Genomic DNA, 23,057 nt, shown 5'->3' on the forward strand with positions numbered 1-23,057 from the left:
CGCTACGCCGCGATCCGCGCGCCGTCGAGATGGGCGCGGCGATAGTCGCGCGGCGCGGTGGCGAAGCGGTCGCGGAAGCTGCGCGTGAAATGCGGCGCGCTGTTGAAGCCCCAGGCAAAGGCGATCTCGGTCATCGAATGGCCGCGCCAGCGCGGGTCTGCGATCTGTTTGGCGCATTCCTCGAGCCGGCGGCGCAGGATATAGGCCGATACCGTCTCGCTGTTCGCGGCGAAGATCAGGCGCAGATAGCGCGACGACAGGCGCAGATTGGTCGAGATCGAGCAGGGCGTGAGGCCCGGATCGCGCAGATGCTGCTCGATATAGAGCTTCACCGCTGCCTGCCGTCCGACGATGATCGAGGAACTGGCCTCCTGCGCCTCGAACGCGATCGCATAGGAGGTCGCGACCAGATCGAGCACATGGCGGGCGACGCGCAGCTGATAAGGCTCGCTGAGCGCATCGCCGCCGCCGAATAGCGCGCCGATCATCGCGACGATCGGGCCCGTCATGCCGTTCCCGCCGGGCAGCCGGCGTGCGCAGAGCCATTCGGGCGAAGGCAGATGATCCCGCAGCATGCGGGTGGGCACGCGTATCGACAACAGGCAGCTCGGCTCGGCGGCGTCGAGGTCGTACGGCACGGCATGGTCGAGCAGGCTGGCGTCGCCGGGGGACAGCAGGACATGGTTGCCGAGCTGGCCCAGGCTCGCGCGGCCATTCAGCAGGAACAGGATCGTGCTGGTCTTGTCGCGCGATCCACCTTCCTGTCCCGGGAGGGAAATGTGCCCGCGAACATTGTCGAGCCGGGTAATCTCGAGCGGCCCGACCCGTGCGAGGGCCGGCTCGCGGCTCGCCGCGGCCGTGCCGCCGGAGGGCGCGGCACAATCGCCTTCAACGGTCAACCGATCCCGCCTGCACTCGGCCATAACCCCTCCATGATGTGCCCGATTCGGCCAGGGCTAAACCCATTTTCCGATATCATATGGGATTTTGTGGCGCCGCGATCAATCATGCCGTTGGTTCGCGCGGTCGATTCAGCGCGGCAGGCCACACACGTCATAGGGTGTTTTTGGTCCCGGTAACAAGTTCGCGCCTCGAATATCGCGCGCGCTCTTGCAGCGACAGGCATCCGGACATCGAAGGATCGCACCTTGGTATCGACGAGTATTTAAACGTCAAAGACCTTTGCCGCGCAGGGCTATAAGAGCCTCGGCAAAACAGACTGAGGAGGGACAGATGTTCAATCAGGGCAAGAACCGCAAGGTCATCATCACCTGCGCGCCGACCGGATCAGTCCATACGCCGTCCATGTCGCCCCACCTGCCCGTCACCGCCGACCAGATCGCGGCCGAGGCGATCGCGGCGGCCGAGGCTGGGGCTTCGATCATCCACCTCCATGCGCGCAACGAGGATGGCAGCCCCACGCCGTCGCCCGAGGCATTCCTGCGGTTCCTGCCGCGGATCAAGCAGGCGACCAACGCCGCGATCAACATCTCGACCGGTGGCAGCACGACGATGACGCTCGACCAGCGCATCGAAGCCGCCAAGACGCTCAAGCCCGAGGTCGCCTCGCTCAACATGGGGCCGCTGATCTTCGACTTCAGCGCCGCCGCCAACCGGGTCGAGAAATGGGAGCATCCCTGGGAAGAGGAATATGTCCGCGGGTCGACCAACCGGATCATGTACAATGATATCGGCTATATCGAGCGCATCATGCGCGAGGTCGGCATGGCGGGCGGCACCCGGTTCGAGTTCGAATGCTACGACATCAGCCATGTCTATACGCTGGCGCATTTCGCCGACCTGAAGCTGATCGAGCCGCCCTTCATGATCCAGGGCGTGTTCGGCATCCTTGGCGGCATCGGGCCGGACGTGCGCAACGTCGCGCATATGGTGACGGTCGCGGACAGCCTGTTCGGCAACGACTATCATTTCTCGGCGTTCGGCGCGGGCCGCCATCAGATGAGCTTCTGCACGCAGAGCGTGCTGCTCGGCGGGCATTGCCGCGTCGGCCTGGAGGACAGCCTGTCGATCGGCCGCGGCCAGCTCGCGACCTCGAACGCCGAGCAGGTCACCAAGATGGTGCGTGTCGTCACCGAACTCGGCCTCGAGGTGGCGACACCCGACGAGGCGCGCCAGCTGCTCGGCCTCAAGGGTGGCGATCAGGTCAATTTCTAGAGCGGCGAGCGTTAAATCTGATCCGTTCGTCCTGAGTAGGGATCGAGGTGCCGAAGGCGTATCGAGAGCCCGTATCGAAGGACAGGTTGTCGCGCGGAACCTGTCCTTCGATACGCCCTCTCGATACGCCGCTGCGCGGCTACTCGATGGCTACTCAGGACGAACGGGTGGTGGTGGCTCTGATTTAATGCAAGCTACTCTAATGCCCTGAATCCGAAGTTCGTTCCAATACAAACCTGACGTCATGCTGAACTCGTTTCAGCATGACGGAATTCAAATATATCAAACAACTTCAGTTCCAGGCCGCCAGGCCTGGCTTTATTCACGATCGGCCCGTGGGCGGCACGGTATGATTGTCGCGCAGGGGCGCTGAGGCGCGGAGATGGTCCGGCCGGGGCCGCGGCCCGATTGGGACGGCCAACCTTTCGATCAAAGGGGGATATAGGCGCACGCTGATTCGCCCGGCAGAATCTCCGCGCCTCCGCGCCTCCGCGCGAACCCTGTTCTCGATGCGATCGGACCCACAACATCCATGTCGGCCCGTCGACTCCTGGCGCGGGCGCGCGCTCGCTCAGCGCGCGCCTCCGACCTCGATCGTTGCCGCCGAGATATAAGACGCACGGTCCGATACGAGGAACATGATCGCGGCGGAGACTTCCTCGGGCTTGCCGGCGCGCTTCATCGGCAGCAGATCGGCGATGCGATCGAGATGGCCGGGCGCATGGATCTCGGTGTCGATCGGGCCGGGCGCCACGACATTGACCCTTATGCCTTCGAGCGCGACCTCCTTCGACAGGCCGATCGCGAAGCTATCCACGCCGCCCTTCGATGCCGCGTACCAGACATGCTGCCCCGGCATACCGAGCCGCGCCGCGAGCGAGGACAGCAGCACGATCGCGCCGCCCCTGCCGCCATGTCTGGTCGACATGCGCTTGACCGCTTCCCGGCTCGCGATCATCGCACCCGTGAGGTTGATCGCGACGACCTCCGCCAGCGTCTCGTCGCTCTGGTCCTCCAGCCGCCCGGTGCCGCCCGTCACGCCGCCATTATAGACGAAGGCGGTGACCTGCCCGATCTCGTCGGCGGCGGCGAAGAGACGCGCTATATCCGCGGCCTTGCCGGTGTCGGCCTGGACGGCGGTGGCCTCGCCCCCCTTGGCGCGGATCGCCGCGACCACTGCATCGGCGGCATCGACCCGCCCTGCATAGGTGAGCAGTACGTGATAGCCCGCCTGCGCGGCTTCCGCCGCCACCTGCGCGCCGATCCCCCGGCTGCCGCCGGTGATGATGAAGACGCCCTTGTCCATTCGTTCCTCCTCGATCGGTGCGATGCTTGGGATGCCGTACGTGGCCGCTCTATCCGGCGCGCTCCTGCGCCATGCCCTCGGGCACGATCGTCCTGACGATCGAGGCGTCGAGCGCCTCATAATCGTGCAGCCCGATCACGTCGTAGAGCTCGGCGCGCGTCTGCATGCGGGCGACCATGTTCTGGGCGCCGCCATCGCGCGCGATCGCCGCGTAGAGGTCCGCCTGCGCGCGATTGGCGACGCGCAGCGAGGAAACCGGCCAGATCACCAGCTTGTAGCCCATGCTCTCGAACTCGTCCGCCGTATAGAAGGGCGTCTTGCCGAACTCGGTCATGTTGGCGAGCAGCGGGACGCCGGGCATCTTCGCCGCGAACCGCTCGAACATCTCGCGCGTGTTCAGCGCCTCGGGGAAGATCGCGTCGGCGCCGGCGGAGACATAGAGGCGCGCGCGTTCCACCGCCGCGTCGAAGCCCTCGACGCCGGCCGCGTCGGTGCGCGCGACGATCACCATGTCGCGCGCCGCCTTTTTTGCCGCGGCGACCTTGGCGGCCATGTCGTGCGCGTCGGCCAGTTTCTTGCCGTTCAGATGCCCGCATTTCTTGGGCAGGATCTGATCCTCCAGGTGCACCGCACCCGCCCCCGCATCCTCGAAGGTGCGGACCATGTGCATGACGTTCAGCACTTCGCCATAGCCGGTGTCGCCATCGACCAGCAGCGGCAGGCCGGAGGAGCGGACGATCTGCCGGATGAAGAAGGCGACCTCGTCCACCGTGATGATGCCGAGATCGGGCAGGCCCATCGACGCGGTCATCGCGGCGCCCGACAGATAGAGCCCGTCAAAGCCGGCATTGCGCGCCTGGATGGCCGCCTGGCCGTTATGCGCGCCGGGCAGGCGATAGATGCCCGGTCGGGCCAGTGCGTCGCGGAATCGGCGGCCGGCACTGGCCGTGGGAAGCTGCTCGGCGAGGAGATAGGGCAAGGTGGTTTCCTTGTCTGGCGGCATCAGCGGCCACGGCCGTCGAGGCGATGCTTGCGCAGGAACGCGGACAGCTGGTCGGCGACCGCGACATTGTTGAGATCGGCAAACGGGATATGGGTGTTGCCGTGCAGCCCCTGGTCGGACAGGCGCAGCATCTCCGCCTTGCCGCCATGCGCGTTGACGATGCGCACGAACGCCTCGGCCTGTTTGTAGGTGGCGGCCCAGAATTCCGACTTGTCGATATTGTCGCCCCAGACGAGCTGGATCGGCATGCGCGTCAGCCTGGCGAATTCGGCGGCGGGCACATGGATCGGACCGAAGGCACCGGGCGGGTCCTGCGGGCCCTCGCCCTCGGGAAAGACGAAGCCGGGATTTTCATAGGAGACGATCGCGGCGACCTTGTCGGTCTTCAGCGCGGTCAGCAGCGCGCGCATGCCGCCGGCCGAATTGGTGACCAGTACCGATCGCCCGATCCGGTCTAGCGCCCTGGCGGCGGCGTCGGATTCGAGCTGGGCATTGGCGATGGTGTCGAACTCGTCGTAGCGCGCTCGCGTCGCCTGTTCCCATGCCGCCTGGTCGCCCCTGGGGAACTGCACGCCAGGGAACCACTCGCCAGCGCGGGGCCCCAGCCGCCAGGCCGTCCAATTGCCCTGGTCCTGCCCGATCCGCGCCTTGTAGCTATAGTCGACACAACCATAATTCGCCCGGCCGACGCGCGGTCCGTCCCAGACATAGGTCGCGAAACCCCGGCGCAGGAAAATGCTCTGGAATCCTTCCCCGCCATCCCAGCGGCGCTGCCAGACGGCCGCGCTGGAGCTGTGCCACAGGAACAACGGGACGGCGCGCGGATTGACCGGAATCTGATATTCGACATGGCCATGGTCGCACGACAGCGTCTGGTCGCCGCCGCCGATGACGCGGCCGCCGGCCTCGAACGAGCCCTGCCGGGCGATCGTGATCGGGGCGGGCGTCGCGGCCAGGGCCGAGCCGGCGACGATGCCGGCCAGCGCGGCGACCAGTCTGGCGCGGCGTGCCCAGTTCCGCCGGCCCATATGCTTCCCGACCGGCGTCTCGATCATCGCGCTTCCCCTGGCTGCATTGCGGTTTCGCGCGCTCACAGTTACCGGTATCAGCGTCGGAAGCAAGGCGATTGTCCGCCGGACGCGACGGAAGCAAGTGTTGCTGCCGGTACGGCATGAAGCGGGGGAGAACGCCATGAATGTCCTGATCGTCTACGTGCATCCTTCCCCGGTATCGTTCAACGCCGCCCTGCGCGACGCCGCCGCCGATGAGGCGCGCGCGCTTGGGCACGAGGTGGTCGTGTCGGACCTGTATGGCGACACTTTCGGTGCGGTCGGCGGGCCGCTCGACTTCGTGGAGGTGCAGAATCCGGCGGCCTTCCATTACCAGTCGGAGCAGCGCGCCGCGGCGCTGTCGGGCGGTTTCGTCCCGGAGATACGGCGCGAGCAGGAGCGGCTGTGCCGGGCCGATCTGCTGATCCTGCAATTCCCGCTCTGGTGGGGCGGCCCGCCCGCCATGCTGAAAGGATGGATCGACCGGGTCGGCGCTTACGGTGTCGCCTATGCCGATGGTACGCGCTTCGAGTCGGGGCTGTTCCGCGGTCGGCGCAGCCTTATCAGCGTCACCACCGGCGGTACGCCCCAGCGATTTTCCGACGAGGGCGACTATGGCGCGATCGACAAGATATTGTGGCCGACCCAGCATTTGTTCCTCGGCTATCTCGGCTATGATCTCGTCGCGCCGCAGGTCAGCTACGCCGTCGCGCGCCGCGACGATGCCGACCGCCGGCGGATGATCGCCGATCTGCGCCGCCGGGTCGCGGCGCTGCTCGCGGACCCGGTCGATGCCACGCCCATCCCGCCCTCCGCGACGTTGCTGGACGCGGTCGGCGCGCGCGACTGGAGGAGCCCGGTCTGACCTGCGCGCCAGGCGCGATATTTCGTCCCGCTGGGAAATGTGTCGTCGATCGATTCAACGGCGATCCGGATCGTTGCATCGCCGGCTGCCTCTACCAATATCGCGCGCTCGCCAGCCGCGCCCCCTCCGCCAGCACCGCGAGCTTTGCCCAGACGATGTCGGGATCGACCCCGCCCGAGCCGACATGGACCGAAAAGCCGCAATCGATGCCGGCCATCACATTGTCGCGCCCGACCAGATCGGCATAGCGCCCGATCCGCTGCGCGATGAGCTCGGGATGCTCGATATAGCTGGACTGGCATTCGATCACGCCCGGGATCAGCATCTTGCCCTCGGGCACGCCGTTTCCCTCGAACATCTCATATTCATGGGCGTGGCGGGGGTTGGCCGCCTCGAACTGGATGGCGTGCGGCCGCGCGCGCCAGGCCAGGTCGATGATGTCCTTGAACGGCACGTCGCAGTGGTGCGGCCCCGGATAATTGCCCCAGCACATATGCATGCGCAGCTGGCGTTCGGGGATGTTGGCGGTGGCGTGGTTGAGCGCCTCGATGTTGAGCATGATCCGGTCGCGGAACTGCGAGAGGGTCAGGTCGCGGAACTGGGTATGGCGGCCCATCGCCAGATCCGGGCAGTCGACCTGCAGGATGATCCCGGCGGCGGCGATCGCCTCATATTCGTGGCGCAGCCCCTCGGCGAGCGCGAAGAGATAGGCTTCGTCGCTGTCATAATAGTCGTTGGCGAAGAACAGCGCGGTGACCCCCGGCGAGGCGGCGCTCATGAATGCCTGCCGCCCCGGATGCGGCGCGAGCGCGGCGTTGAGCGTGCGGGTATCCTGTTCGACCGCGGTCATGTCCTTCACCGAGATCGGGGCATTGCAGGCCGGGGTCTTGCGGTGCCTGCGGCCGGGATCGCCAAAGATGCGCTGCTTGACGCCCGGAAAATCCTCGACGTCGGCAAAGACATAGCTGTTGCCCGCGCCGCCGAAGCCGTTGAGCCGGTCCTTGATATAGGTCGCATAGCTCGGCTTGGACTGTTCGCCGTCATTGACGATGTCGATGCCGGCTTCGGCCTGTTTGGTCACGACATGGCGGACGGCGGCTTCGATCCGCGCATCGACCGCCACGGGATCGAGCGGCAGCCCCTCTTCCCGCGCGAACATCAGCGCGATCAGATCGTCCTGGCGCGGCAGGCTGCCGACATGCGTGGTGAGGAAGCGGCCGGCGGTCATGCGCGCGGGATCGGCGGGAGGAGGAACATCGGGGCGGCCTTTCAGTGGGGAAGCGAAACGAGGAGATCCGCGAGGATCGCGTTGAACTGGACGGGATTGTCGAGATTGCAGAGATGCCCGGCGTCATCCACGCCGATAACGCGGCCGGCGGGCGCGGTTGCGCCGATAAAGGCGGCGACCCGCCGCCGCCACGCGGTGTCGCCCGCGCCGGCGACGGCCAGCACCGGCATCGGCAAGGCGGCGATGTCGTCGCGGCCGATCGTGATCGGGGCGGGCGCCGCCAGCAGATCGCGCCCGTCATAGTCCTCCAGCATGGCATCGAGCAGCGGCCGGGCAGGCTCGGCGGCCTCGATCAGCTCATGCGTCGCCCAATCGGCCTTCATCGCGGCGAGCCGCCCGGCCCGGATCATGTCGGCATAGCGGGGGCGCGGGATGTCCCGTTCGTCGTCGCCCTGGGGCACGACGCCGTGCAGCGGCGCGCCGACCAGCACCAGCGCGCTCAGCCGTTCGGGCCGGTGGCGGGCATAATCGAGCGCGACGCTCGCGCCCTGCGACAGGCCGACCAGCACGAAGCGACCGGCGCGCGCGAGACGATCCACGTCGCGCCACTCGCGAGCGAGATCGGGCGGCGCGGTCGACCGGCCGAAGCCGCGCCGATCGGGCATGACCAGCCGCGCCCGGTCAGCGAGCGGATGCTGCGGCAGCCAGCTGCGATGATCGAGCGTCCAGCCATGGAGCAGGACCATGTCGGGTCCGGTGCCGGCGACGAGCGTGTGGAGCACGCCGTCCCCGACATCGACATCGATCATCGTCCGCGCGGCCGCGCCAGGAAGCATGGGTTCAGCACCCCGGGTCGATGCGGCCGCTCGTCTTCACTGCGCGTCTTCGAGGATGTGGCGCACGTCGTTGTTCGGCCGGTGATCGCCCGCGAGCCAGCGCTTCAGCTCGGAATGCGCATCCTTCAGGCGCATCGCGTTGATCTCGTCGGCCTTGTCCGCGTCGCGGGTGAACTCGACGATCATGCCGTCGGGATCGACCACATAGACCGATCGGCAATAGCCATGTTCGAGGATATAGGTCCCCGGCGGCTCGATGCCCGCCTCGACGATCCGGCGCTCCAGATCGGCCTGGGCTGCGGCGTCGACGTTCAGGGCGATGTGGCGGAACGGGCTCGACGGAAGCTCGGGGCCGAACTCGGCCTGGTCGTCAGCGTCGGCGAAGGAGAAGAAGGCCAGCGCGCTGCCATCGGAAAGGCCGAAGAAGCAATGGCAATAGGTCCGTTCCTTGCCGAACAGGTCTTCCTGCTCGCACCAGGTGGCGACCAGCGGAAAACCGAGAATATCCTCGTAGAAATGGCGCGTCGCCTCGAGGTCCTTGGCGACATAGGCGGTGTGGTGCAGGCGGCTGGATGGGGAAACGGTCATGTTTCGGCTCCTGTCGTTTCGATCAGTTGGCGGGCGGCGATGCGGCGAGCTTCCGGGCAATTCTGGCGACATGATCGCCCTGGAATCGGGCACCGGCAAGTTCGTTGTCGCTGGGCGGCCGGCTGCCGTCGCCGCCGGCGATCGTCGTCGCGCCATAGGGCGTGCCGCCGCTGATCTCGGTCATGATCGCGTTGCCGGCGAAGCTGTAGGGCAGGCCGACCACGACCATGCCATGGTGAAGCAGGGTGGTGTGGAACGAGGTGATCGTCGTCTCCTGCCCGCCATGCTGGCTGGCGGTGCTGGCGAACACGCTGCCGACCTTGCCGATCAGCGCGCCGGTGGCCCAGAGCGGACCGGTCTGGTCGAGGAACGTGCGCATCTGCCCGGCCATGTTGCCGAAGCGGGTCGGCGTGCCGAAGATGATCGCATCATAATCCGCCAGCTCGCCCGGCGTCGCGAACGGCGCTTCCTGGTCGAGCTTCATGCCCGCGGCGCGTGCCTGCTCCTCGCCCATCGTCTCCGGAACGCGCTTCAGCACCGCCTCGCAGCCCTCGACGCCCGCGGCGCCTTCGGCGACCGCGCGCGCCATCGTCTCGATATGGCCGTAGGAGGAATAATAGAGGATCAGGATGCGAGTCACTTATGGTCCTTCAATTGGGGCTGCTTCAGAATTTGACCGTCCCCTCAAGCCCGTAGATGCGCGGCCGCGCCTTGAACACGAAGCCGCCGGGCGAGAATTCGGCATTGTATTTCTTGTCGAACAGGTTGCTGGCAAAGGCCGTGAGCGTCCATGCGCCGCCGTCGAGCGCGAGCCGCGTGTCGACCACGTCGACCGGGTCGCGCGACGTGGAGTTGGTCACGTCGAACCAGGTGCGGCCGGTGCGGCGATAATCCACCCGCAGCCGCGCCTTGAGATCGCTTGCGCCGAGCCGGGTCTCATATTGCCCGCCGGCATTGAGGGTATAGCGCGAGATGAACGGCGCTTCGTTGCCGATCACCGTCGGATCGGGAAACTTTTTGATCTCCGAATAGGTGAAGCCGAGCCCGACATTGAAATCCAGGCCGCGCGCCGGGTGGATCGCGCTTTCGAGTTCGAAGCCGCGCAGCCGGGTCTCGGGCACGTTGCCGAGATTCTGGGTCGAGTTGGCCGCGAGAAAGACGAAGAAATAGCCGTTCTTCGACTTGGTCGTATAGGCGCTGCCGTTGAAGGTCATCAGGTTGTTGAACAGCGTGCTCTTGAAGCCGAGCTCGAACGTGTCGGCGGTTTCCGCCTCATAGATGTCGCCGACGCCGACCACGCCGGTGCCCGCCGCCACCGCGCCGACGCCGGTCTGGTTGAAGCCACCCGACCGGAAGCCGCGGCTGTACCCGCCATAGAGCGTGAGGTTCTTCACCGGCTTCCACGTCACCGTGACCTTCGGCTGCCATGACGAGAAGGACCGGTCGCGCACTTCTCCGCTGGTGCCGGCCGGGAAGCCGGTCACCACCGGGATGAAGGCAGGCGGCGTCAGCGTGGTGTTGCTGCGCTTGTCGTGGTCGTAGCGGAGCGACCCGTCGATCCTGAGCGATTTGGAGAATTCATAGCCGAGCCCGGCATAGACCGCCCAGGCGAAATTATCCTGGCTGTCGGCGAGGAAGGTCGCCTGGGGGTTGAGCGGATTGGTGCTCGGGGTGCGATAGACCGGGAACACGCCCTTGCCGGTATCGACCATGTTGCCGGTCGAGATGTAGCGATCGGTGTGGATGAGATAGGTGCCGAGCGACCATTCGAGCGGCTGGTTGTCCGGCGACGAGATCCGCAGATCCTCACTGATCGCGCGGACGTCGAGGAACTGGCTCTGGTTGAGGTCGAAGCCGAGCAGGCTGAAGAACAGCGATTCCGGAATAGGCAGGAAATTGAAGGCGTCGCCGGTCAGGATCTCCGAGACCTTGTCGTAGGAGGTGATCGACCGGATCGAGCCCCAGTCGGCCTTGTAGTCGAGCTTGGCCGAGACATTGTAGATGTCGCGATTGTCGATGCCGGCATTGTTGACGCGCACCGGCAGGCTCACGTCGTTCACGTCGTTGACGATGTTGTAGTAGAAGGCCTGGGTCTTCAGCAGCGAGACGAAGCCGCGCAGGTCGACGCTGAAATTGTCGGTCGGCTCCCACAGCAATTTGCCGCGGACCGAGAAATCCTTCACCGGATCGGCGTCCTTGCCGAGGAAGGTGTTGGGAATATAGCCGTCGGTGTCGCGCCATGACCCCGACAGGCGGAATTTGAGCGTATCGCTGATCGGGCCGCTGAGACCGGCGCGAAGCGTATAGCCGAACCCATTGTCGATCCCGGCCATGATACGGCCCTCGAGCGTGTCGCTCGGCTGCTTGGTGGTGATGACGATCGCGCCGCCGATCGCGTTGCGTCCGTAGAGACCGCCCTGCGGGCCCTTCAGGATCTCGATCTGGTCGATGTCGAACAGTTCCTGGTTGAACTCGGCGGCGTTGACTTGCTGCACGCCGTCGACGACGACCGCGACTGACGGCTCGGAATTGCGGTTCTGGGTGATGCCGCGGATGATGACGAAGGCGTTGCCGACATTCTGCGTCTCGATCAGCTGCACGTTGGAGGTCAGCGCGATGAAGTCGGCGGGCTTGTCGATGCCGGCGGCTTCGATCGTCTTCGAATCGAACGCGGTGATCGCGGCCGGCGTGTCCTGAAGCCTGGTGTCGCGGCGCAGCGCGGTGACGACGATGTCGTTGCCGGGTTCGGCAGCCTCGGCCGGCGCCGGCGCTTCCTGCGCAGCGGCCGGCACCGCGACCGCCAATGTGAGCGCGGAGACCGATCCCGCCAGCAAGGTCCTAGTCCTGATCGCCGTCCAGATCGCCGGTTTCATCACCCGATTCCTCCCCAATCCCGGCGCGTGCCCTTTTTTTGCAAGAGTCCCCGCGCCTGTCTCCTGGAGGCAGAGTGATTGTTTCGTCATTCGAAGTCAAGTTCGATATGCGAAGTTTGGGATGACAAAAGTCCTCCGCGCGCCGACATCGTGGCCGGGGCGGGCAGAGCTATGACGATGGCGTGATAGGGTTCGGTTCAGCCGGAATGCAGCGAGTGGATCAGCGCGGGCCAACGCTGCAGCGCGTTGCCGATTTCGGCCGCGGCGTCGCGCAGCAAGGGCAGGCGGGTGCGCACCAGTTCGTCCTGCGAGATGCGCGTGGTCGAGGTCGAGCAGTTGATTGCCGCCACGATGCGCCGCCGGGCGTCGAAGACCGGTACGGCGACCGAGACCAGCCCGTAATCGAGTTCGTCCAGCGCCGAATCATACCCCGTGGTGCGGGCGGCCGCGAGCCGCGCCTGCAGGCCCTCCGTGGTGGTCACGGTCCGTTCGGTGAACCGCGTCATCCTCGCGCGGTCGAGATAGGCCGCGATCACCGCCTCGTCCTGGAAGGCGAGCAGCACCTTGCCCAGCGATGTCGCATGAAGGGGGAAGCGGGTGCCCACCGTCGCGCCCAGGCGCAGATGGCGCGTGGTGGAGACATGCGCGACATAGAGGATGTCGTCGCCCGACAGCACGGCCATGGACGAGCTGTCGCCGGTATCGTCGCGCACCCGCTGCAGGGGCGGCAGCACGACCTGTTCCACGTTCATCGACGACAGATAACTGGTGCCGAAGGTCAGCACTTCAGCGCGCAGCAGAAATTTGCGGCCATATTGAGCGACATAACCCAGCTGCACCAGCGTGTTCAGGCACCGGCGCGCGACCGCCGGGCTAAGCCCGGTCAGCTGCGCGACCTCGCTCAGCTGCATTTCCGGATGGGCCGCGTCGAACGCGCGCAACACGCGCAGGCCGCGCTCGAGCGTCGAGAGATACTCGCTGTCCTTGGGCGGCTTCTCGGTCGCGGGCATGCCCTGCGTTACTGTTCGGAACGGCACAGGGCAAGCGGGCGCCATCGCGGCCCGCCGTCGCTCATTCGGTGACGGCTGCCGTGGTGCGGTCCCCCAGCAGGGCCGCGTTGTGCTGGCCCAGTACGGGCGGCGCGCTCACCTCCAGCATTGCCTCGCCGTCGAACCGCACCGGCGAGCGGATCGTGCGGAAGGCGCCGTGCGGCCCGGCCGGATCCTCGACGCACAGACGCAGATGCTTCGCCTGGTCGGTCGCGATCACCTCCGGCGCGGAATAGACTGGCGAATGCGGCACTTCGAGCCGCTCCAGCACCCCGCACCAGTCGGCGCGGGCGCGGGTGGCGAAGATCGGCGCGAGGAAGGCGGCGACCTTCTCGTAATTCTCGATCCGCGCGGCGCGGCTGCCGAACTCCGGGCGCGCGAGCATGTCGGGCTGGCCGACCGCCTCGGCGAGATTGTCCCAGAATTTCTGCGGCGACGACATGTGCAGCGCGATCCAGCCGCCGTCGCTGCACTGGAAGACATAGGATTGCGAGACGTTGGGCCGGCTATAGGGGCCCATCACCTCGCCTTCGGAGAAATAATGCGTGAAGTCGTCGAGGTTGAAATGCGCCATCGCCTCGAACATCGACACTTCGACATGGCGCCCCCTGCCGGTCGTCTCGCGCTCATGAAGCGCGGCGAGCACGCCATAGGCGCCGTAGAATCCAGTCACCGCATCAGCCAGCGCCGGGCCCACGACGCGGGGATTCTCCGGATTGATCAGCAGGCGCAGGAATCCGCTGGCCGCCTGGGCGACCGTGTCGAAAGCGGGCCTGTCGCTGTCCGGTCCGGTCGGGCCGAACCCCGAAATCGACAGGTAGATCAGCCGGGGATTGATCGCCTGCAGCCGCGCGACATCGACATTAAGTTTGGCGGTAACGCCCGGGCGGAAATTCTGGATGAAGATGTCGGCCCCCGCCACCATGCGGTCGAAGGCGGCGAGATCGTCCACGTCGCGCGTGTCGAGCGTGATCGAGCGCTTGTTGCGGTTATAGGTCTGGAAATGCGGGCTGTAGAGGCCGCCGTTGAAGGCGCGGAACGGATCGCCGCCATCGGGGCGTTCGATCTTGATGACGTCGGCGCCCATATCGGCCAGCAACATGCCCGCCGCCGGGCCAGTGATGAACGTCCCCATTTCAAGCACGGTGACATCGGCGAGCGGCTTGGCCATGTTGACTACTCCTTGCCGCACGGCATAGAAACTTCGATATACGAAATCAACTTCGTAAATCGAACTCGATAACCGTCTACGCGGGCGCATTTTGTAAAAGGGCAGAGACGATGCGGATTGGCAAACAGGATGCGCCCCATTCGGCGATCTGCACGTCGGACGCGACCAGCATCACGGTGCGCGGGCGCGATCTGTGCGGGGAGATCATCGGCCGGATGGATTTCACCAGCTATTTCTGGCTGCTGGTGACGGGCAAGGCGCCGACCGAAGTGCAGCGCTTCTTCGCCGATGCGGTGCTGACCGCGATCGCCGAGCATGGCCTGGTGCCGAGCGTGGTCGCCGCGCGCATGACCTATGCCGCCGCGCCCGAGGCCTTTCACGGGGCGGTCGCGGCCGGGCTGCTCGGTTGCGGCTCGGTGGTGCTGGGCAGCGCGGAGGTCGCGGGGCGCTTCTACGCCGATCTGGTCGCCGAAGCCGCGGCGGGCGCCAGTGTGGCTTCGGTCGCTCAGGCAGGGATTCGTCGGCTGCGCGAGAACAAGCGCGCCATTCCCGGCTTCGGCCATCCCCAGCATAGCGAGGGCGATCCGCGCGCGCTGCTGCTGCTCGACCTGGCCGAGCAGCACGGCATCGTCGGCGATCATCTTCGCATGCTCTACGCGATCCGCGACGCCTTGCCCGGCACGCTCGGCCGCGCGCTGCCGATCAACGTGAACGGCGCGATTCCCGCGGTGATGCTCGACGTCGGCTTCCCGGTCGGCGCGCTCAAGGGCATCTCGCTGCTCGCCCGTACGGCGAGTCTGATCGGCCATCTCCAGGAGGAGGCCGATCGGCCGATCGGCTTCATCCTGTCCGGCGCGGCCGCATCGGCGATCAGCTATGACGGGGAGTGAGCGCGCCTGACGGGCACGAGCGACACCGCGGCTGAACGGACCGCCTTACCGTTCACGCATGCTGGGGCCGCCCAGCGTCCGGTTGTTGCCGTGCGGTGACGTCTTACGTTGCGTGTGCGGTCGCTTCGATTAGGAAGGGGGCAAGAGGAGATCCGGTTTTACATGAATCCCGATTTCAAGACCCCGTTGCTCGACACGGTTCATACGCCCGCGGATCTCAGGGCGCTTTCCCCGACCCGGCTTCGGCAGCTGGCCGACGAGTTGCGGGCGGAGACGATTGCGGCGGTGGGGGTGACGGGGGGTCATCTCGGCTCGGGGCTTGGCGTGGTCGAGCTGACGACGGCGATCCATTATGTGTTCGACACGCCGCGCGACCGGTTGATCTGGGACGTGGGTCACCAATGCTATCCGCACAAGATCCTGACCGGGCGCAGGGACCGGATCCGCACGCTGCGCATGGGCGGGGGGCTGTCGGGTTTCACCAAGCGCAGCGAGAGCGAATATGACCCGTTCGGTGCGGCGCATTCGTCGACCTCGATCTCGTCGGCTTTGGGTTTTGCGATCGCCAACAAGATCAAGGATCAGCCGGGCAAGGCGATCGCGGTGATCGGCGACGGGGCGATGTCGGCGGGCATGGCCTATGAGGCGATGAACAATGCGGAAAGCGCGGGCAACCGGCTGATCGTGATCCTCAACGACAATGACATGTCGATCGCGCCGCCGGTGGGGGGCCTGTCGGCCTATCTGTCGCGCATCGTGTCGAGCCGGGAGTTCCTGTCCTTGCGCGAGCTGGCGCGTCGCCTGGCGCGCAAGCTGCCGCGGCCGCTGCATTCGGCGGCGAAGAAGACCGATTCGTTCGCGCGCGGCATGGCGATGGGCGGGACGTTGTTCGAGGAGCTGGGCTTTTATTATGTCGGCCCGGTCGACGGGCATAATCTCGACCAGCTGATCCCGGTGCTGGAGAATGTGCGCGATGCCGAGGAAGGCCCGATCCTGGTCCATGTCGTGACCAAGAAGGGCAAGGGCTATGCGCCGGCCGAGGCCGCGGCGGACAAATATCACGGTGTGCAGAAGTTCGACGTGATCACCGGTGCCCAGGCCAAGGCGCCGCCGGGACCGCCAGCCTATCAGAATGTGTTCGGCGCAGCGCTGGTGGCCGAAGCCGCGACTGACCCACGCATCTGCGCGATCACCGCGGCGATGCCGTCTGGTACGGGGCTCGATGCCTTCGCCCAGGCCTATCCCGATCGCTTCTTCGATGTCGGCATTGCCGAGCAGCATGCGGTGACCTTTGCCGCCGGGCTTGCCGCACAGGGCATGCGGCCATTCTGTGCGATCTACTCGACCTTCCTGCAGCGCGCGTACGACCAGGTCGTGCACGACGTGGCGATCCAGAATCTGCCCGTCCGGTTCGCGATCGACCGGGCCGGCCTGGTCGGTGCCGACGGCGCGACGCATGCCGGCAGCTTCGACGTGACCTATCTCGCGACCTTGCCCAATTTCGTGGTGATGGCAGCGGCCGACGAGGCCGAGCTGGTGCACATGACGCATACCTGCGTCGAACATGACAGCGGCCCGATCGCGGTGCGCTATCCGCGCGGCAACGGCACGGGGGTCGATCTGCCCGAGACGCCCGAACTGCTCGAGATCGGCAAGGGCCGCATCGTGCGCACGGGGCACAAGGTGGCGATCCTGTCGCTCGGCACGCGCCTTGGCGAGGCACTGAAGGCAGCCGATGCGCTCGATGCGCGGGGGCTCTCCACCACGGTCGCCGACCTGCGCTTCGTCAAGCCGCTCGACGAGGCGCTGATCCGCAAGCTGCTGACCACGCATGAGGTGGCGGTGACGATCGAGGAAGGGTCGATCGGCGGGCTCGGGGCGCATGTGCTGACGCTTGCCAGCGACACCGGGCTGGTCGATGCGGGCCTCAAGATCCGCACCATGCGCCTGCCCGATGTCTTCCAGGACCAGGACAAGCCCGAAAAGCAATATGCCGAGGCCGGCCTCGATGCCGATGCCATCGTCGATACCGTGCTCAAGGCACTCCGCCATAACTCGGGCGGTGTCGTCGAGGAAGCCAGGCGCGATGTTGTTTAAGCGCGTGCGTGCCGCCTTCGCCATGCTGATCGGGTTGGGGCTCACCGCTGCGGCGCCGGCACCGAACGGCACGCTCACCATTCGGGTCGACAATGTCCGCAACTCGGCGGGCGTGGTGCATGTCGATATCTGTCCCCAGGCGCAGTTCCTGAAGGACGATTGCCCTTATGCCGGCGACGCGCCGGCGCGCGCCGGAGTCACTCTCGTGACGATCCATGGCCTGCCTGCCGGCCGTTATGCCGCGCAGGTGTTCCACGACGAAAACCGCAACAAGAAGGTCGATCGCGCGCTGTTCGGCATCCCCAAGGAAGGCGTCGGTTTCTCGAACGATGCCCGGATCAGCCTCGGGCCGCCGAAATGGGCCGACGCGGTCTTCGCCTTTGACGGGCAGGAACAGGCGATCGGCCTGAAGATGCGCTATTTCCTCGGAGCGTCCGGGCCGGCAAAGGCACGCTGAGCGCATGCGGTCGCCCATTCCTGCCTTGGTCGGCGTCAGCGTTCGCCATCCCTGGCTGACCTTGCTGCTGTCCCTCGTGGTGGCGGGACTGGCGCTGGTCTTCACCGCTGCGCGGTTCGACATGACGACCGATACGGCGGCTTTGATCTCGCCCGATATCGACTGGCGCAAGCAGGAACGGGCGATGGAAGCCGCCTTTCCCCAGCTACGCGACGTGATGGTGGTGGTGGTCGACGGCCAGACACCCGAGCTGGCCGAGGACGCGGCGGCGAAGCTGACCGTCGCGCTGGGCACGGACAAGGCGCATTTCCGGCTGGTGCGCCGGCCGGACGGTGGCGATTTCTTCGCTCGTGAGGGTCTGTTGTTCGGGTCGCGCGAGGATGTCCGCCAGGCGACCGCCGCGCTGATCGAGGCGCAGCCGCTGCTCGGGCCGCTCGCCGCCGACCCGTCGCTGCGCGGCGTCAGCGGCGCACTGTCGACGATGCTCGACGGCGTCGACGCGAAATCGGCGACGCTCGACCAGATCGACCGGCCGATGCGGGCGCTGGCTGACGCCACCGAGCGATCGCTCGACGGCAAGCCGGCCTGGTTTTCGTGGCAGCAATTGTTCGGGACCGGCGCAGGGCCGCTCAGCCCGCCCAAGCGCCGCCTGATCCTGGCCCAGCCGGTGCTCGATCACAGCGCGCTGATGCCGGGCGAGGCGGCAAGCGACGCGGTCCATGCCGCCGCAGCGGCGCTGCGGCTCGATGCCGCGCACGGCGTGTCGGTCCGGCTGACCGGCGAAGTGCCGCTCGCCGACGAGGAATTCGCGACCTTGCAGGAAAATATCGGCGCGGTCGGCATGGTGATGCTCGGCGCGATGCTGGTGACCCTGTGGTTCGCCACCCGATCGGTCCGGCTGGTCGCGGCCATTTTCGGCACGATCATCCTTGGGCTGGTCGTCACCCTCGCCGTGGGGCTCGCCGCGGTCGGGCGGCTCAACCTGATCTCGGTCGCCTTCATCCCGCTGTTCGTCGGGCTCGGTGTGGATTTCGGCATCCAGATCTGCGTGCGCTACAATGCCGAGCGCGTAACGGGGCTCGCACCCGCCGCCGCGCTGGAGGCAGCCGCGATCGCGCTTGGCGCGCCGCTGTTGCTGGCGGCGGGCGCGGTATTCCTCGGCTTCGGCGCCTTCCTGCCCACCGCCTATATCGGCATCGCCGAGCTGGGCGTGATCGCCGGCCTCGGCATGGTGATCGCGCTGCTGTTCAGCGTGACCCTGCTGCCCGCTCTGGTCCTGCTGCTGCGCCCGGGCGCGCCGCGCCGCGAGGTCGGCTTCGCGCAATTCGCGCCCGCCGACCGCTTTCTCGAACGGCGGCGCAAGGCAGTGCTCTGGGCGTTCGGCGCATCGATGGTGGTGAGCATCGCGTTGCTTCCCTGGGTCGTGTTCGACTTCAACCCGCTCCATCTGCGCGATCCCGGGGCACCGTCGATGCAGGCGCTGACGGACCTGACCCGCGACCCCGACCGTACCCCCAATACGATCGACGTACTCGCGCCCGACGCACCGGCCGCGACGGGGCTGGTGAAACGCCTCTCGGCGCTGCCCGAGGTGAAGCAGGTGATCTCGGTCGACAGCTTCGTGCCGGAGGACCAGCCCGCCAAGCTCGTCCTGATCCAGGATGCGTCAGTGCTGCTCGACCTGACGCTCAACCCGTTCGACATCGCGCCGCCACCCGATGACGCGGCGCTGGTCACCTCGCTGCGGCAGGTGGCGGGGCGATTGAAGACGGTCGGCGGGGCAGGGCAGGGCGCGGTGGATGCGCGGCGTCTCGCCACGGCGTTTGATCGGCTGGCCTCGGCGACACCGGCGAAGCGCGCCGAGGTGAACGCGATGCTGTCCCGGCCGCTGACGGTCATGCTCGACCAGGTCCGCGCCGCGCTGCAGGCCGAGCCGGTCACGCGCGAGAGCCTGCCGGCTGACATGGTTCGCGACTGGATCGCCCCCGATGGCCGCGCGAGGCTTCAGGTCTTCCCCAAGGGCGACGGCAACGACAATCAGGTGATCAGGCGTTTCCGCGCTGCGGTCGCCACGGTGACGCCGGCGGTCTCCGGCCTGCCGGTCGCGACTCAGGCGGCGGCGTTCACCGTGGCGGGCGCGTTCGTCCAGGCCGGGGTGATCGCCTTCGTGCTGGTCAGCCTGTTGCTGCTGGCGGTGCTGCGCAACCTGCGCGAAGTGATGTTCACCCTGGCGCCGGTGATCCTGTCGATCTTCCTGACGCTCGCCACCTGCGTGCTGATCGGCCAGCCGATCAATTTCGCCAACATTATCGCCTTCCCGCTGCTGTTCGGGGTCGGCGTCGCCTTCCACATCTATTTCGTGATGGCGTGGCGGGGCGGCGCGACCGGGCTGCTCCAGTCGAGCCTTGCCCGCGCCGTGCTGTTCAGCGCGCTTGCCACGGGCACGGCGTTCGGCAGCCTGTGGCTGTCGCACCATCCGGGAACGGCGAGCATGGGCAAGATCCTGATGATCTCGCTCATCTGGACCCTGATCTGCGCGCTGGTGTTCGAGCCTGCCCTGCTCGGGCCGCCGGCCGGGAAGGACAAGGACGAGCCGGTTCTGGCCTAGGGTTTTGCGGGGTCAGCGAGCGGGTCGCTGAGGGGATCGGCCTTTTCCTTTGCCGGCTCGCTTGCCGGTGTCGCTGGCCTGCCTGCCTGGTTGCCGGCCGGATCGCTCAACGGATCGTCGAGGGGGCTGGGCGTGCCTGTCGCCGGATCGCTCAGCGAATCGTCGAGTGGGCTGGCTCCTGTCGCGGCGCGGCCATGCAGTTCCTGGATCTCGGCGGCACGGTTCTGCAGATAGACCGACCGCAGCGTGGCATAGGGGTCGACCGCGCTGTCGAGCAGCGCCTTCATGTCGGCATCCGATTCGGCGCGCTGGTCGAGCGCGCCGAGCACGCCCCGGGGCAGCTGAAATTGCCAGCGGTCGAATGGATTGCCGACCGCGACCGGCAGCACGAAGCCATCGCCCTGGCCGCCGATCAGGTCGCGCAGCGTGGTCGGGCCGACGAACGGCAGGAACAGATAGGGGCCCGGCCCGACTCCGTAATAAGCCAGCGTGTTGCCGAAGCCGTTGCTCCGGTGCGGCAGCCTCACGCCGGGCGTCCCGGCGACGTCCACGAGACCGCCGATGCCGATGGTCGAGTTGGCGGCGAAGCGCACCAGCGTCCTGAGCGCGCGGCCCGGCTTGAGCTGGAGCAGGTCGTTCAGGAAGACGATCGGCTCGCCGAGGTTGCTCAGGACGTTGCGGATGCCCGATCGCACCGGTTTGGGCACGACATGCTTATAGGCCATCGCGGCCGGCCGGACGAATCTCCGGTCAGTGCTCTGGAAGGCCGAGAACATGCGCCGGTTGAAATTCTCCAGCGGGTCGCCGGGCGTACGCTCGATGCTGCCGGCCGGCATTGCCTCGATCGCGACTGGCGCCGTGGCAGGATCGACCAGCGGGTCGAGCGGAACGGCATCGGCGGCCTGCGCCGGGGGAGGGGTCTCGGTCCGGGGTTCGGCGACGGCCGATGGCGCAACCTGCACGATCGGCGCGGACACTGCCCTGGCGGGCGCTTCCGGCGTCGCACTCAGCAGCGCGACCGCCGGCAGGACGAGACCGAGGCTCAATTCCCGCCCTTGGCAGCCAGTTCGTCGAGATGGCGGATCAGCGCCTTTGCCCCGCCGGTCGCCAGTACCCGCGAGAAATCGGCGCGCCGGGTGGCAAGCTGGCTGATCGAATTGCGGTAATAGACGTCGATGATCTTCCAGCCGCCGCCGCTCGCGCGCAAACGATAGGCGATCGGGATCGGCGCCTCGCCCGCCTGCACCAGGCTGGTCTTGACCAGCTTGTCGGTCCCGCGAGTCTCGACCTTGGCGTCGACCGTGAATTTCTGGCCGGAGAAGGAATCGAAATTGGTGGCATATTGGCCGATCACCATCCGCCGGAAAGCGGCGACCAGCGCGGTCTGGTCCGCCGGCGCGATCCCGTTCCAGCCGGCGCCGACCGTCAGCCGGGCCATCAGCGGCACGTCATAGACGCGGTCGACGACCGGGCCGATCGCGGTTGCGCGGCCGCGCACGCCCATCGCCTTGCCGCCCTTCATGATCGAGACCAGCCCGTCGCACAGCGCCTGAACGGGCGCGCGGGCGGGGTCATTGGCCTGGGCCAGGGCGGCCGGGGCTGGCGCGACCAGCGCCGCGAAGATCAGGGAGGGGATCAGGGAGGGGATCAGGGTTCGCATGTTCATTCCGTTCCGTTCTGCCCCGCGGCGGATGTATCGGCGCCGCGCGGCAAAATCCACCCTCTGCCGCATCGTCCCACCGAAACGGCCGCGTTCCTAACATGCGTGCCGCTTTTACACCTTTTTTCTCGGCTACCGCGTCGCTATCTTCCTACCGCAACGGCGAAGGATATCGCCGAACCGGGGGCTGGTGTGAAACTAGTACGGGGCTGGGCACGGGTTTGATGACCGTTGAAAAAGTTGCTCCATTGCGGGTGATCCTCGCGAAGCCGAGGGGTTTCTGCGCTGGAGTGGTACGAGCGATCGACATCGTCGAACGCGCGCTCGATCTCCATGGCGCGCCGGTCTATGTCCGGCACGAGATCGTCCATAATCGCCATGTCGTGAACAAGCTGCGCAGCAAGGGCGCGATTTTCGTCGAGGAACTGGCGGAGATTCCCGCCGGCGCGCCGACGATCTTCAGCGCGCACGGCGTCGCCCGCTCGGTACAGGACGAAGCGAAGCTGCGCGAACTGCCCGTGCTCGACGCGACCTGCCCGCTCGTCACCAAGGTCCATGTGCAGGGCCGGCGCTACGCCAGGGCCGGGCGCACGCTGGTGTTGATCGGCCATGCCGGCCATGCCGAGGTCGAGGGGACGATGGGGCAGGTCGATGCGCCGATTCACCTCGTCTCGACCGAGGCGGAGGTCGCGGCGCTGCCGCTCGCGCTCGATACGCCGATCGCCTATGTCACCCAGACCACGCTCAGCGTCGACGACACTCGCAGCGTGATCGCCGCGCTCAACGAGCGTTTCGCCGATGTGCAGGGCCCGGACGTGTCGGACATCTGCTACGCCACGCAGAACCGCCAGACCGCCGTGCGCGATCTCGCGCGGGTCAGCGAATTGCTGATCGTGGTCGGGGCCGAGAACAGCTCCAATTCCAACCGGCTGCGCGAGATCGGGGTCGAGATGGGCGTGCCGAGCTATCTCGTCGCCGATGGCGACGGGGTCGATCCGGCATGGCTGATCGGGGTGGATGCGGTCGGCATCACCGCCGGCGCGTCGGCGCCGGACGAGCTTGTCGACGACGTCATCGCCGCCCTGGCCCGGCTGCGCCCGATCGAGGTCTCGCAGCTTGACGGCGTCGAGGAAAATATCGAGTTCAGCCTCCCGCCCGAACTGAGAAACGTAATGCCGCGCGCTGCAGCGGCCGAATAGGAC

The 23,057-nt window shown here is 66.8% G+C and carries 20 protein-coding genes; 7 read left to right on the top strand and 13 right to left on the bottom strand.

Going from position 1 to position 23,057, the window contains the following annotated elements; all coding sequences use genetic code 11:
* Positions 1 to 2: 2 nt before the first annotated feature.
* Positions 3 to 899, bottom strand: coding sequence for a helix-turn-helix domain-containing protein (locus tag ACZ1I2_RS07300; RefSeq protein WP_465174583.1), 897 nt, complete (start codon positions 897 to 899; stop codon positions 3 to 5).
* Between the two features lie 334 nt (positions 900 to 1,233).
* Here ACZ1I2_RS07300 and kce point away from each other — a divergent pair, with 334 nt between their 5' ends.
* Positions 1,234 to 2,175, top strand: a complete 942-nt coding sequence (kce, locus tag ACZ1I2_RS07305; protein WP_465174582.1) for a 3,5-dioxohexanoate:acetyl-CoA acetone transferase — start codon at positions 1,234 to 1,236, stop codon at positions 2,173 to 2,175.
* Between the two features lie 571 nt (positions 2,176 to 2,746).
* On the opposite strand, the gene ACZ1I2_RS07310 is transcribed toward kce, so the two are convergent.
* Genes ACZ1I2_RS07310 through ACZ1I2_RS07320 form a run of 3 tightly spaced genes read right to left on the bottom strand, consistent with a single transcriptional unit; the run spans position 2,747 to position 5,539 of the window.
* Complete coding sequence (locus ACZ1I2_RS07310) at positions 2,747 to 3,481, bottom strand: SDR family oxidoreductase (protein ID WP_465170342.1); 735 nt, start codon at positions 3,479 to 3,481, stop codon at positions 2,747 to 2,749.
* Positions 3,482 to 3,530: 49 nt separating this feature from the next.
* On the bottom strand, positions 3,531 to 4,460 hold the full coding sequence (prpB, locus tag ACZ1I2_RS07315; protein ID WP_465170341.1) for a methylisocitrate lyase: 930 nt from the start codon (positions 4,458 to 4,460) through the stop codon (positions 3,531 to 3,533).
* A gap of 23 nt (positions 4,461 to 4,483) precedes the next feature.
* A complete protein-coding gene (locus ACZ1I2_RS07320; protein ID WP_465174581.1) occupies positions 4,484 to 5,539 on the bottom strand; it encodes an alpha/beta hydrolase in 1,056 nt (351 codons plus the stop codon).
* A 136-nt stretch (positions 5,540 to 5,675) separates the two neighbouring features.
* Between ACZ1I2_RS07320 and ACZ1I2_RS07325 the strand changes: the two genes are divergently transcribed.
* The gene (locus tag ACZ1I2_RS07325) at positions 5,676 to 6,398 is read left to right on the top strand and encodes an NAD(P)H-dependent oxidoreductase (protein ID WP_465174580.1); all 723 of its coding nucleotides are present in this window, start codon (positions 5,676 to 5,678) and stop codon (positions 6,396 to 6,398) included.
* 91 nt (positions 6,399 to 6,489) lie between these two features.
* On the opposite strand, the gene ACZ1I2_RS07330 is transcribed toward ACZ1I2_RS07325, so the two are convergent.
* The 7 genes from ACZ1I2_RS07330 to ACZ1I2_RS07360 form a co-directional block, all read right to left on the bottom strand.
* The gene (locus ACZ1I2_RS07330) at positions 6,490 to 7,626 is read right to left on the bottom strand and encodes a cobalamin-independent methionine synthase II family protein (protein WP_465174579.1); all 1,137 of its coding nucleotides are present in this window, start codon (positions 7,624 to 7,626) and stop codon (positions 6,490 to 6,492) included.
* Between the two features lie 41 nt (positions 7,627 to 7,667).
* Positions 7,668 to 8,462, bottom strand: a complete 795-nt coding sequence (locus ACZ1I2_RS07335) for an alpha/beta fold hydrolase (protein ID WP_465170337.1) — start codon at positions 8,460 to 8,462, stop codon at positions 7,668 to 7,670.
* 36 nt (positions 8,463 to 8,498) lie between these two features.
* Positions 8,499 to 9,050, bottom strand: a complete 552-nt coding sequence (locus ACZ1I2_RS07340) for a VOC family protein (RefSeq protein WP_465170336.1) — start codon at positions 9,048 to 9,050, stop codon at positions 8,499 to 8,501.
* A 22-nt stretch (positions 9,051 to 9,072) separates the two neighbouring features.
* Complete coding sequence (gene wrbA / locus ACZ1I2_RS07345) at positions 9,073 to 9,690, bottom strand: NAD(P)H:quinone oxidoreductase (RefSeq protein ID WP_465170335.1); 618 nt, start codon at positions 9,688 to 9,690, stop codon at positions 9,073 to 9,075.
* A gap of 25 nt (positions 9,691 to 9,715) precedes the next feature.
* A complete protein-coding gene (locus ACZ1I2_RS07350) occupies positions 9,716 to 11,923 on the bottom strand; it encodes a TonB-dependent receptor (RefSeq protein ID WP_465174578.1) in 2,208 nt (735 codons plus the stop codon).
* A gap of 197 nt (positions 11,924 to 12,120) precedes the next feature.
* Positions 12,121 to 12,933, bottom strand: coding sequence for an IclR family transcriptional regulator domain-containing protein (locus tag ACZ1I2_RS07355; RefSeq protein ID WP_465170333.1), 813 nt, complete (start codon positions 12,931 to 12,933; stop codon positions 12,121 to 12,123).
* 61 nt (positions 12,934 to 12,994) lie between these two features.
* Positions 12,995 to 14,143, bottom strand: coding sequence for a CaiB/BaiF CoA transferase family protein (locus ACZ1I2_RS07360; RefSeq protein ID WP_465174576.1), 1,149 nt, complete (start codon positions 14,141 to 14,143; stop codon positions 12,995 to 12,997).
* 110 nt (positions 14,144 to 14,253) lie between these two features.
* On the opposite strand from ACZ1I2_RS07360, the gene ACZ1I2_RS07365 reads away from it, so the two are divergent.
* From ACZ1I2_RS07365 to hpnN, 4 genes are all read left to right on the top strand, one after another.
* On the top strand, positions 14,254 to 15,033 hold the full coding sequence (locus ACZ1I2_RS07365; RefSeq protein WP_465170331.1) for a citryl-CoA lyase: 780 nt from the start codon (positions 14,254 to 14,256) through the stop codon (positions 15,031 to 15,033).
* Positions 15,034 to 15,195: 162 nt separating this feature from the next.
* Positions 15,196 to 17,130: a 1-deoxy-D-xylulose-5-phosphate synthase gene (gene dxs, locus ACZ1I2_RS07370; RefSeq protein WP_465174575.1), complete on the top strand. Its 1,935-nt coding sequence runs from the start codon at positions 15,196 to 15,198 to the stop codon at positions 17,128 to 17,130.
* Positions 17,120 to 17,587 carry a DUF2141 domain-containing protein gene (locus ACZ1I2_RS07375; RefSeq protein WP_465174574.1) on the top strand — a complete coding sequence of 156 codons (468 nt, stop codon included), beginning with the start codon at positions 17,120 to 17,122 and terminating at the stop codon, positions 17,585 to 17,587. The genes dxs and ACZ1I2_RS07375 overlap by 11 nt, the downstream gene beginning before the upstream one ends.
* 4 nt (positions 17,588 to 17,591) lie before the next feature.
* A complete protein-coding gene (gene hpnN / locus ACZ1I2_RS07380; RefSeq protein ID WP_465174573.1) occupies positions 17,592 to 20,195 on the top strand; it encodes a hopanoid transporter HpnN in 2,604 nt (867 codons plus the stop codon).
* On the opposite strand, the gene ACZ1I2_RS07385 is transcribed toward hpnN, so the two are convergent.
* The gene (locus ACZ1I2_RS07385; protein ID WP_465174572.1) at positions 20,192 to 21,241 is read right to left on the bottom strand and encodes an MlaA family lipoprotein; all 1,050 of its coding nucleotides are present in this window, start codon (positions 21,239 to 21,241) and stop codon (positions 20,192 to 20,194) included. The two genes, hpnN and ACZ1I2_RS07385, sit on opposite strands and share 4 nt — an antisense overlap.
* Entirely contained in the window at positions 21,238 to 21,861 is a 624-nt protein-coding gene (locus ACZ1I2_RS07390) for an ABC transporter substrate-binding protein (RefSeq protein ID WP_465174571.1), read from the bottom strand. The genes ACZ1I2_RS07385 and ACZ1I2_RS07390 overlap by 4 nt, the downstream gene beginning before the upstream one ends.
* 218 nt (positions 21,862 to 22,079) lie before the next feature.
* On the opposite strand from ACZ1I2_RS07390, the gene ispH reads away from it, so the two are divergent.
* Positions 22,080 to 23,054: a 4-hydroxy-3-methylbut-2-enyl diphosphate reductase gene (gene ispH, locus ACZ1I2_RS07395; protein ID WP_465174570.1), complete on the top strand. Its 975-nt coding sequence runs from the start codon at positions 22,080 to 22,082 to the stop codon at positions 23,052 to 23,054.
* The last annotated feature ends 3 nt before the right edge of the window (positions 23,055 to 23,057 follow it).

The organism is Sphingomonas sp. BL-S-29 (assembly GCF_055521495.1).

Excerpts from the sequence above, each read along its gene's own strand:
- ACZ1I2_RS07335 (WP_465170337.1), bottom strand. The coding sequence starts at position 8,462 with ATGCTTCCTGGCGCGGCCGCGCGGACGATGATCGATGTCGATGTCGGG.
- dxs (WP_465174575.1), top strand. The coding sequence starts at position 15,196 with ATGAATCCCGATTTCAAGACCCCGTTGCTCGACACGGTTCATACGCCC.
- ACZ1I2_RS07355 (WP_465170333.1), bottom strand. The coding sequence starts at position 12,933 with ATGCCCGCGACCGAGAAGCCGCCCAAGGACAGCGAGTATCTCTCGACG.
- ACZ1I2_RS07340 (WP_465170336.1), bottom strand. The coding sequence starts at position 9,050 with ATGACCGTTTCCCCATCCAGCCGCCTGCACCACACCGCCTATGTCGCC.
- ispH (WP_465174570.1), top strand. The coding sequence starts at position 22,080 with ATGACCGTTGAAAAAGTTGCTCCATTGCGGGTGATCCTCGCGAAGCCG.
- ACZ1I2_RS07390 (WP_465174571.1), bottom strand. The coding sequence starts at position 21,861 with ATGAACATGCGAACCCTGATCCCCTCCCTGATCCCCTCCCTGATCTTC.
- ACZ1I2_RS07320 (WP_465174581.1), bottom strand. The coding sequence starts at position 5,539 with ATGATCGAGACGCCGGTCGGGAAGCATATGGGCCGGCGGAACTGGGCA.
- hpnN (WP_465174573.1), top strand. The coding sequence starts at position 17,592 with ATGCGGTCGCCCATTCCTGCCTTGGTCGGCGTCAGCGTTCGCCATCCC.
- ACZ1I2_RS07325 (WP_465174580.1), top strand. The coding sequence starts at position 5,676 with ATGAATGTCCTGATCGTCTACGTGCATCCTTCCCCGGTATCGTTCAAC.
- ACZ1I2_RS07360 (WP_465174576.1), bottom strand. The coding sequence starts at position 14,143 with ATGGCCAAGCCGCTCGCCGATGTCACCGTGCTTGAAATGGGGACGTTC.
- ACZ1I2_RS07365 (WP_465170331.1), top strand. The coding sequence starts at position 14,254 with ATGCGGATTGGCAAACAGGATGCGCCCCATTCGGCGATCTGCACGTCG.
- kce (WP_465174582.1), top strand. The coding sequence starts at position 1,234 with ATGTTCAATCAGGGCAAGAACCGCAAGGTCATCATCACCTGCGCGCCG.
- ACZ1I2_RS07350 (WP_465174578.1), bottom strand. The coding sequence starts at position 11,923 with ATGAAACCGGCGATCTGGACGGCGATCAGGACTAGGACCTTGCTGGCG.
- ACZ1I2_RS07310 (WP_465170342.1), bottom strand. The coding sequence starts at position 3,481 with ATGGACAAGGGCGTCTTCATCATCACCGGCGGCAGCCGGGGGATCGGC.
- ACZ1I2_RS07330 (WP_465174579.1), bottom strand. The coding sequence starts at position 7,626 with ATGACCGCCGGCCGCTTCCTCACCACGCATGTCGGCAGCCTGCCGCGC.
- ACZ1I2_RS07375 (WP_465174574.1), top strand. The coding sequence starts at position 17,120 with ATGTTGTTTAAGCGCGTGCGTGCCGCCTTCGCCATGCTGATCGGGTTG.